Below are 7930 nucleotides of genomic sequence, written 5' to 3'. Positions count from 1 at the left end.
TTGAGTCTTATTTCAGTAAGTTTGATTATAACTATGATGGAAAGTACTACTTAACAGGTTCTTTAAGACATGATGGTTCTTCAAGATTTGCGAACGAAAAGTGGGGAACATTTGGTTCTGTTGGAGCTTCATGGGTAATGTCTGAAGAAAGCTTCATCCAGAACATCGACTTTATAGAGTTTTTAAAAGTTAAAACTTCATGGGGTGTAGCGGGTGATCAAGCAGGTGTTGGATTAACATCAGGTTATGATACATTTAATGTTGGTAACTTAGCTGGAAACATTTCAATTGCACCAGGTGGTAATGGAAATCCAGATCTTACTTGGGAAGAGTCTGAAATGTTACAAACAGGTGTTGAATTTGATTTAGGTGTTGTTGAAGGATCTATAGATTACTACAGCAAGAAAACAAAAAATCAATTCTTTAATAGAAATGTAGGACCTTCTCAAGGAATCTCTTCTATTTTAGTGAATGATGGTGAACTTGAAAACGTAGGTTATGAATTTGACTTAACAGGTCACTTAATCAACAAGAAAGATTTCTCATTAGACTTGAATGTGAATGGTGAAATCATTGAAAATAGAATTACTGAAATGCCATTGGATCCTGCTACAGGAAAACAACAAGTTCTTAACGGTGTGTTATCTGTAGGTAGATCTATCTTTGATTTCTATGCACGTGAATGGGCTGGTGTAGATCCATCTGATGGAGCACCAATGTGGTACCAGTATTACGATGATGTTAACAACAACGGTGTTTTTGACGCTGACGAACCAACTTCAGGTGCCAACTCTTGGATTCCTGCAGATGCTGACGTAACAAATGCATCTGGTTCTATTGTTGAATATCAACAAGTTGTTCCTGGAGCAAATATTAAGAAAAGAGTTACTAAATCTTATTCTGAAGCATCAGAAATATATTTAAACAAATCTGGTATCGCTGATATTAGAGGAGCTTTCAGATTAACAGGTAGAGTAAAAGACTTTACTTTTTCTACTCAGTTTACTTATAGTTTAGGAGGATATGCATATGATGGACAATATGGTGAATTAATGTCAGATCGTTTTGGTGCAGTTGGAAACAACTTCAGTAGAGATATTGCTAACAGATGGACAACACCTGGTCAAATTACAGATGTTCCTCGTTTAGCGGATGGTGCAGATCAAAATGCAACATCTTACTCTTCAAGATTCATTACATCAACTGACCATTTAGCATTAAACAATGTGAATGTAAGTTATAATGTTCCTAGCAAATATTTAGAAGGTAAAGGATTAGATACATTCAACTTATGGATGTCTGCTGATAACTTGTTTATGAATACTGCTAGAAGAGGATTCTTACCAACTACAAGTGAAAGTGGAAGTTCAGGACGTAGATTATACGCACCAATGACTACAATAACTTTAGGTGTTAGATTAAAATTTTAATTTAAAAAAAAACAAGAAAATGAATAAATTATTTAATTACGGATTATTATCAGCAGTAGCTTTATTAAGCTTAAGCTGTGAGCCGGATTTCTTAGCAGATCCAGTATTAACCAACACAGGGACATTAACTTCTGTGCAGTTTGAAGAAGCAGCTGCTTTAGATCCTTCGTTACCTACTGGTTTAATGTCAGGTGTATATGCATTGACATTTACAACTGGTACAGGCGGTACAGGTGGACATGATGATTTTGGAATGAAATCATATGATGTATTTTCTGATATGTTATCAGGAGATGTCGCTTTAAGTCAAAGTGTATACGGATGGTACAGAGCATCTATTACTGAATTTGGTGCACCTCAAGATTTTACTTTTGGTGATAACAGACAAGTTTGGAGATATTATTACAGAATCATTAGAGGTTGTAACTCTGTGATTGATGGGTTAGGTGGAATGGATGCAGTTCCAGAAAGCCAGGCAAACAAATATACAATGGGTCAAGCGAAAGCTTTAAGAGCGCATTCTTATTTTTACTTAGCAAATTTCTACCAGAAAGAATATAATGCTAGTGAGCCAATATTACCTATCTATAGATCTGCAGCGGATCAAAATGGTCCTAAAGTACCTGCAAGTGAAATCTATGACCTAATGGAATCTGATTTAACTGATGCGGTATCTTTATTAGAAGGTTTTTCTAGAAATAACAAAACGGAAATCAATCAAGATGTAGCAAAAGCATTATATGCTTATGTATTAGGTGCTAGAGGTACGGATTATACAAAAGCATACAACATGGCTGTTCAGGCTATCAGTAGTTACCCAGTAATGGTTGGTGCTGAAGTTACTGGTGGATTTAACAATGTTAATACTCCAGGATGGATGTGGGGTGTTGATTTAAATCAAGATATTGGTTTAGGTTTAGTCTCTTGGTGGGGACAAATGGATTACTATAGCTATAGTTATCCAGCTTATGGAGATTTAAAAGCGATTGACGCTTCTTTATTCGCACAAATTCCTGCTAATGATATTAGAAAAGGACAGTTCTTAAACAATACTTCTTTTGCACAACACTTAATGCCTTTATTTAAGTTTTATGATGCAGATAGAGTACACACTGGTACTTCTTCTATTGTAAAAGCTGATTATGTATACATGAGAGTTGCAGAAATGCACTTATTGGCTGCTGAAATGGCTGCATTTGCTGGAAATGACGGAGCATCAAGAGTGCACCTGAAAAACTTAGTAAGTACAAGAGTTCCTGACGCATCTTACATTGATGGATTATCTGGACAAGCATTGAAGGATGAAATTTACTTACAGACTCGTATTGAATTATGGGGTGAAGGTAAAAGTTACTTAGCAATGAAGCGTAATCAAGCTACAACTACAAGAGGTGCAAATCACCTTTCATTTGTAGGTGAAGCGATTCCTTATAACGATGAAAGAATGACTTTTGAAATTCCAGAAGGAGAAATTCAATTCAACCCTTTCATTAGCACACAAAACCAATAATAACCTTTAGCGATCGCTTTTTACAAAGGGATCGCTAATTATTAAAACTCATAAAAATGAACAAATTAAGAATACTTTTATACATGTGTATAGCTGTTTTTACATTAAACAGTTGTACCGACGAAGTAGACCCACAAGACACTCCATACATTACGTTTGAGACTTCTAGTATGGATATTACTTTTGACCAAGGTGGATCTGTAAGCCAGGAAGTTAAAGTGTATGCAGCAAACACTTCTGATCAAGAAAGAACAGTAGGAATTGCTGTTGTTGGAGCTTCAACGGATGTTGATGCAGCAGCCTATGTTGTACCAACAACTGTAACTTTTGCAGCCGGATCTAATGTAGCAATTTTAAACATCGACTTAACGGATGTAAATATGTCACCATTTGCGTCTCAAACTTTAGTAGTTTCTTTAACGAACGCACCTGAAATTTATACAGGTGAAGACTTAACTATTAATGTGGGACTAAGATGTCCAAACAATGGAATTAAAGTAAAGATGGTCTTAGGTTTTGATAGCTGGCCAGAAGAAGTATACTGGAGATTGGTTGATGTGAATGCAGGAGTAATTGTATTGGCAAGTCAAGCAACACCAGGATACGGTGCTTATGCTGGAATGACAGGTGGTGTTACCATCCAAGAATGTGTTGCTTCAGGAGATTACCAATTACAAATCTATGATGGATACGGTGACGGTGGTACATCTTATGTAGTAACTGCTGACGGTGTTCAAGTAGCAAATGTAAGTGCATCTTCCTACGGAGGTAGTACAGCTGTAAACTTTAGTATCTAAAGAATAAAACCATATTTTAAAAAACCATCTCTTACAAGAGATGGTTTTTTTTGCGCTTAATTTAACATACCTTTGCAGCATGACAACAGAAACAACAGCATCAACAAATATATTTGGAATTAGAGCTATTATTGAAGCCATAAATAGTGGTTCTACGATGAACAAGATTTACCTTCAAAAAGGATTAAGAGGGAGCTTATTTTTTGAGTTGAATCTTTTGATCAAAGAAAAAGGAATTACCACCAGCGTGGTACCTGTAGAAAAATTAGACCGACTTTCAAAATACAGTAATCACCAAGGAGCAGTTGCACAGATTTCTCCAGTAGCATTTCACGATTTAGAACCCTTAATAGAAAAAGTACTTGAGGATAAGAAGGCACCTATTTTCTTATTATTAGATCAACTATCTGATGTGCGTAATTTTGGAGCTATTTTAAGAACTGCAGAATGTACAGGTGTAGACGCTGTTATTGTTCAAAAAAACGGAAGTGCTCCAGTAAATGCAGAAACCATAAAAACTTCTGCTGGTGCAGCTTTTAAAATTCCGATTTGTAAAGTAGACCATATTAAAGATGCAATCTATATGCTACAAGCTTCTGACATAAAAACAGTGGCAGCAACCGAAAAAACAGAAATATCTATTTACGAAGTGGCACTCAACCAACCCATCGCAATCATTATGGGATCTGAGCATCGTGGTGTAAATCCTTCCATCTTAAAAATGGTCGATTTTAAAGCGAAATTGCCTTTATTGGGAGAGATTGAATCTTTGAATGTATCTGTTGCTTGTGGTGCTTTTCTTTATGAAACCATCCGACAAAGAACTGTAAATGACAATTCATAAACTAGGATTCACACCTCTTTGTTAGTAATTGGGATTTTACATCGACATTAAGATCCTCTGCACTATTAGGAGGTGCATAATTACCATTTTCATCAAATAATAAATCGAATGCTGTTTCTTCGAAATAAGGTTCTGTTTTTTTGATGCCTTTATTCTTATATAGAAAGGCTAATACAAGACCAATTACAAAACCAGACAAATGACCTTCCCAGGACATGCCATCTTTAATAGGTAAAACATACCAAATCATACTTCCATATAAGAAAATAACAATTAGTGATAGAGCAACCAATCTAAAATGCTTTTTAAGAATACCACTGAAGAAGACAAAACTAAATAAAAGGTACACAACACCACTTGCACCAATATGATAGGATTCTCTTGCAATAATCCAGGTAAGAAAACCTGTTAGGAGCGCACCATAAACTAACACTTTTAGCGCAACTTCTTTATAAAACATAAAAACACTTAAAAGGAGCACAAATAAAGGGATCGAATTATTAAATAGATGTTTTGTGTTGCTATGGATGAAATGACTAAAGAAAACACCTCTAAGCCCCTTAAATTCTCTAGGATACACACCGTACTTATTAAAATTATATCCAAACTTAATTTCAATAAAGTAGAGCATCCAGATAACCAAAATATACAAGATTGGTATTATAAGCATGGATTTTGAAAAGTAAAGTTGATTGTTGTTATTCATTAGCCTAAAAGTAACAAAAAATGAACCAAAATAGATTCTTGCAGATTCTGTCAGAAAACTTTGCTATTTTTACCTTATGAATGAACCTTTGGCAGAAAGAATCCGTCCGAAACATCTAGAAGATTATATTAGCCAGCAACATTTGGTTGGCGAAAACGGTATTTTAACAAATCACATCAAGCAAGGTATCATTCCCTCATTAATTCTTTGGGGACCTCCTGGAATTGGGAAAACCACCCTCGCAAATATTATTGCTACGGAATCAAAAAGACCCTTTTATACACTGAGTGCTATTAGTTCTGGAGTAAAAGATGTACGAGAGGTTATTGAGAAAGCCAAAAAAAGTGGCGGACTATTTACTGCAAAAAACCCCATTTTATTTATTGATGAGATTCATCGGTTTAGTAAATCTCAACAAGACTCTTTATTAGGCGCCGTAGAAAAAGGATGGGTGACGCTTATTGGTGCGACTACAGAAAACCCAAGTTTTGAGGTCATCCCTGCCCTACTCTCTCGTTGCCAAGTATATATTTTGAATTCGTTTGACAAGGACGACCTCATCAACTTGTTAAAAAGAGCGATTAAAAAGGATGAATTGATCTCTAAAAAAGACATTCAACTCACAGAAATCTCAGCTTTATTGCAAGTTTCAGGAGGGGATGCTCGCAAATTACTCAATATTTTTGAGCTGATTGTTGGCGCTGAAGAAAGTATTGAAATTACAAACGAATTGGTCTTGTCTAAGGTGCAAAAGAATACGGCTCGGTATGACAAAACTGGTGAACAGCACTATGATATTATTTCTGCTTTTATTAAATCGATACGAGGGAGTGATCCAAATGCTGCTGTATATTATTTAGCAAGAATGATAGAAGGTGGTGAAAATGTAAAGTTTATTGCAAGAAGGATGCTTATATTGGCTTCAGAAGATATTGGGAATGCAAATCCAACAGCATTTATATTGGCAAATAACACCTTTCAGGCAGTGGCTGTGGTTGGACATCCAGAATCTCGTATTATTTTGAGTCAATGTGCAGTGTACCTTGCGAATTCTGCAAAAAGTAATGCTTCGTACATGGCGATTAATGAGGCTCAGAATTTAGTGAAACAAACAGGGGATCTTTCGGTACCGCTTCACTTACGAAATGCCCCTACAAAGTTGATGAAGGATATCGGCTATGGCAAAGAGTATGCATATGCTCATAATTACCCAGAAAACTTTGTGAGTCAGGAATTTTTACCTCAAGAAATTTCAGGCAAAAAGCTATATGACCCAGGAAATAATCCACGCGAAAATCAATTTAGAGATCTTTTAAGACAAAGGTGGAAAGCTAAATATGGATATTAATTTTGAACTAATCAAAAATTAAGTTGAGCCCCATTTGAAAGGAAACACTACTAGAATTTGCCAGATTATTGAGAGCGAAAAGGTTATCTACCATTCCAAAAAGTGAAACATTCCCTATTTGTGTAGAAATTCCAGCACCTACATTATGAAAAGAATAATCGTCTAACGTATAGGTTACTTTTGCGTGTAGTTTTTCTATAAATGTCCTCTCATAGAAACCAGTAACGGCATATTGTGGACCTAAAGGCCTAATAATGGTATGAATTTGAAGACCAAAAGCATCTGTATAAAATTCTTTGAATGTATTGTCATAGCAATACTTACTTCTTCTTTCATCACCAAAACTGTATTTTAAAGCAGCATTTACTTTTGCTGGTCTCCAAGAAGTATATGAATTTGTATTATTCCCTCTTGGCACTTTCTCTTCAAAGTCTGCGTTTAAAACTGCCCAATAATTTGTTGGATTAGAAGGGTCAAACAAAAAGTTTACACCTTCAAAAGTATAGTCCCCCTTTACAGTAGTGTTCTGGACTCTTTCTGAATAATTAATATACCCAAAATCAATAATACTTCCCGTAAGTTCTAATTTTGGTGAAATGTGATAGGTCATTCCAAAATCGAGTCCAATACCCAAGCTACCACCTAAAAAAGATTTGGTAATGAGTTCCAGCGGATTTTCAAGATATTCATTGTCTTCTACAAAACCTGAAGTCAAAAAATTCAAATCAATCGTGTTCAAATAATGTGTGTATATATTATTCGATCCGCGTTGTGTCGAAAGGGTTCCTGAATTATTCTGGGTTTCGAGATTTAATGTGGAAGAATATATTTTAAACCTACCTCCTAACGTAAGTTTTGAATTTATTTTTCTTGAAACCCCAACATGCAACGCACCTACAAAATCTGCTTTATAAACGAGTTGTGACAAATCAAAGCTCTTATTGAGATAATAAGCATTCCCTTCATTTAGAAAAGTAATTACATCTTTGGGCCAGTAGCCAATGACATCTAATTCTTGGAAAAAGCCAAAGCTAATGTAAGTTTTAGCGTCAACTCTAAAGCCAACATTTAAAACATCCATTTGCAGGTTCAATTTTAAGTGGTCTTCTGCATCCAACTTATTTAAAAGGTGAAAAATTTTTGTATTAAAATCGATGCCGTCTTCGGAAAATAGATCGGTTAGTTTAAAGTTTTTCAATGCAATATCACCTGACAAACCTGAGAGTAAAGGAATTCCTATATGAAACTTATAATTTGTTTCTGCCCCTGGGTTTAATAAGAGGGTTTGAGGGTTC

7 protein-coding genes are annotated in these 7930 nt (G+C 35.4%); 5 read left to right on the top strand and 2 right to left on the bottom strand.

What is annotated here, in order from left to right; translation table 11 throughout:
- The 4 genes from ABF281_RS07810 to rlmB form a co-directional block, all read left to right on the top strand.
- A partial coding sequence (locus ABF281_RS07810) for a TonB-dependent receptor (RefSeq protein WP_347181122.1) occupies window positions 1-1430 on the top strand: 1430 nt, incomplete at its 5' end.
- A 19-nt stretch (window positions 1431-1449) separates the two neighbouring features.
- Window positions 1450-2940 carry a RagB/SusD family nutrient uptake outer membrane protein gene (locus tag ABF281_RS07805; RefSeq protein WP_347181121.1) on the top strand — a complete coding sequence of 497 codons (1491 nt, stop codon included), beginning with the start codon at window positions 1450-1452 and terminating at the stop codon, window positions 2938-2940.
- A gap of 56 nt (window positions 2941-2996) precedes the next feature.
- Window positions 2997-3737 carry a hypothetical protein gene (locus ABF281_RS07800; protein ID WP_347181120.1) on the top strand — a complete coding sequence of 247 codons (741 nt, stop codon included), beginning with the start codon at window positions 2997-2999 and terminating at the stop codon, window positions 3735-3737.
- A 79-nt stretch (window positions 3738-3816) separates the two neighbouring features.
- Window positions 3817-4581, top strand: coding sequence for a 23S rRNA (guanosine(2251)-2'-O)-methyltransferase RlmB (gene rlmB, locus ABF281_RS07795; RefSeq protein ID WP_347181119.1), 765 nt, complete (start codon window positions 3817-3819; stop codon window positions 4579-4581).
- A 1-nt stretch (window position 4582) separates the two neighbouring features.
- On the opposite strand, the gene ABF281_RS07790 is transcribed toward rlmB, so the two are convergent.
- Window positions 4583-5251 carry a rhomboid family intramembrane serine protease gene (locus tag ABF281_RS07790; protein ID WP_347181118.1) on the bottom strand — a complete coding sequence of 223 codons (669 nt, stop codon included), beginning with the start codon at window positions 5249-5251 and terminating at the stop codon, window positions 4583-4585.
- A 112-nt stretch (window positions 5252-5363) separates the two neighbouring features.
- On the opposite strand from ABF281_RS07790, the gene ABF281_RS07785 reads away from it, so the two are divergent.
- Window positions 5364-6635 (top strand): replication-associated recombination protein A, encoded by a 1272-nt coding sequence (locus tag ABF281_RS07785; RefSeq protein ID WP_347181117.1) that lies wholly within the window; start codon window positions 5364-5366, stop codon window positions 6633-6635.
- Between the two features lie 7 nt (window positions 6636-6642).
- Here the strand turns inward: ABF281_RS07785 and ABF281_RS07780 are convergent.
- The coding region (locus ABF281_RS07780; protein WP_347181116.1) for a DUF5723 family protein at window positions 6643-7930 on the bottom strand (1288 nt) is incomplete at its 5' end.

It is taken from the genome of Wenyingzhuangia sp., from assembly GCF_039768515.1.
Lineage (GTDB): Bacteria > Bacteroidota > Bacteroidia > Flavobacteriales > Flavobacteriaceae > Wenyingzhuangia.
Note: the sequence above shows the minus strand (reverse complement) of the source record. Positions and strands in the feature narration are given on the sequence as shown.

What these genes read in the sequence shown, in the direction of transcription:
- ABF281_RS07805 (WP_347181121.1), top strand. Translation starts at nt 1,450, where the DNA reads ATGAATAAATTATTTAATTACGGATTATTATCAGCAGTAGCTTTATTA.
- ABF281_RS07800 (WP_347181120.1), top strand. Translation starts at nt 2,997, where the DNA reads ATGAACAAATTAAGAATACTTTTATACATGTGTATAGCTGTTTTTACA.
- rlmB (WP_347181119.1), top strand. Translation starts at nt 3,817, where the DNA reads ATGACAACAGAAACAACAGCATCAACAAATATATTTGGAATTAGAGCT.
- ABF281_RS07790 (WP_347181118.1), bottom strand. Translation starts at nt 5,251, where the DNA reads ATGCTTATAATACCAATCTTGTATATTTTGGTTATCTGGATGCTCTAC.
- ABF281_RS07785 (WP_347181117.1), top strand. Translation starts at nt 5,364, where the DNA reads ATGAATGAACCTTTGGCAGAAAGAATCCGTCCGAAACATCTAGAAGAT.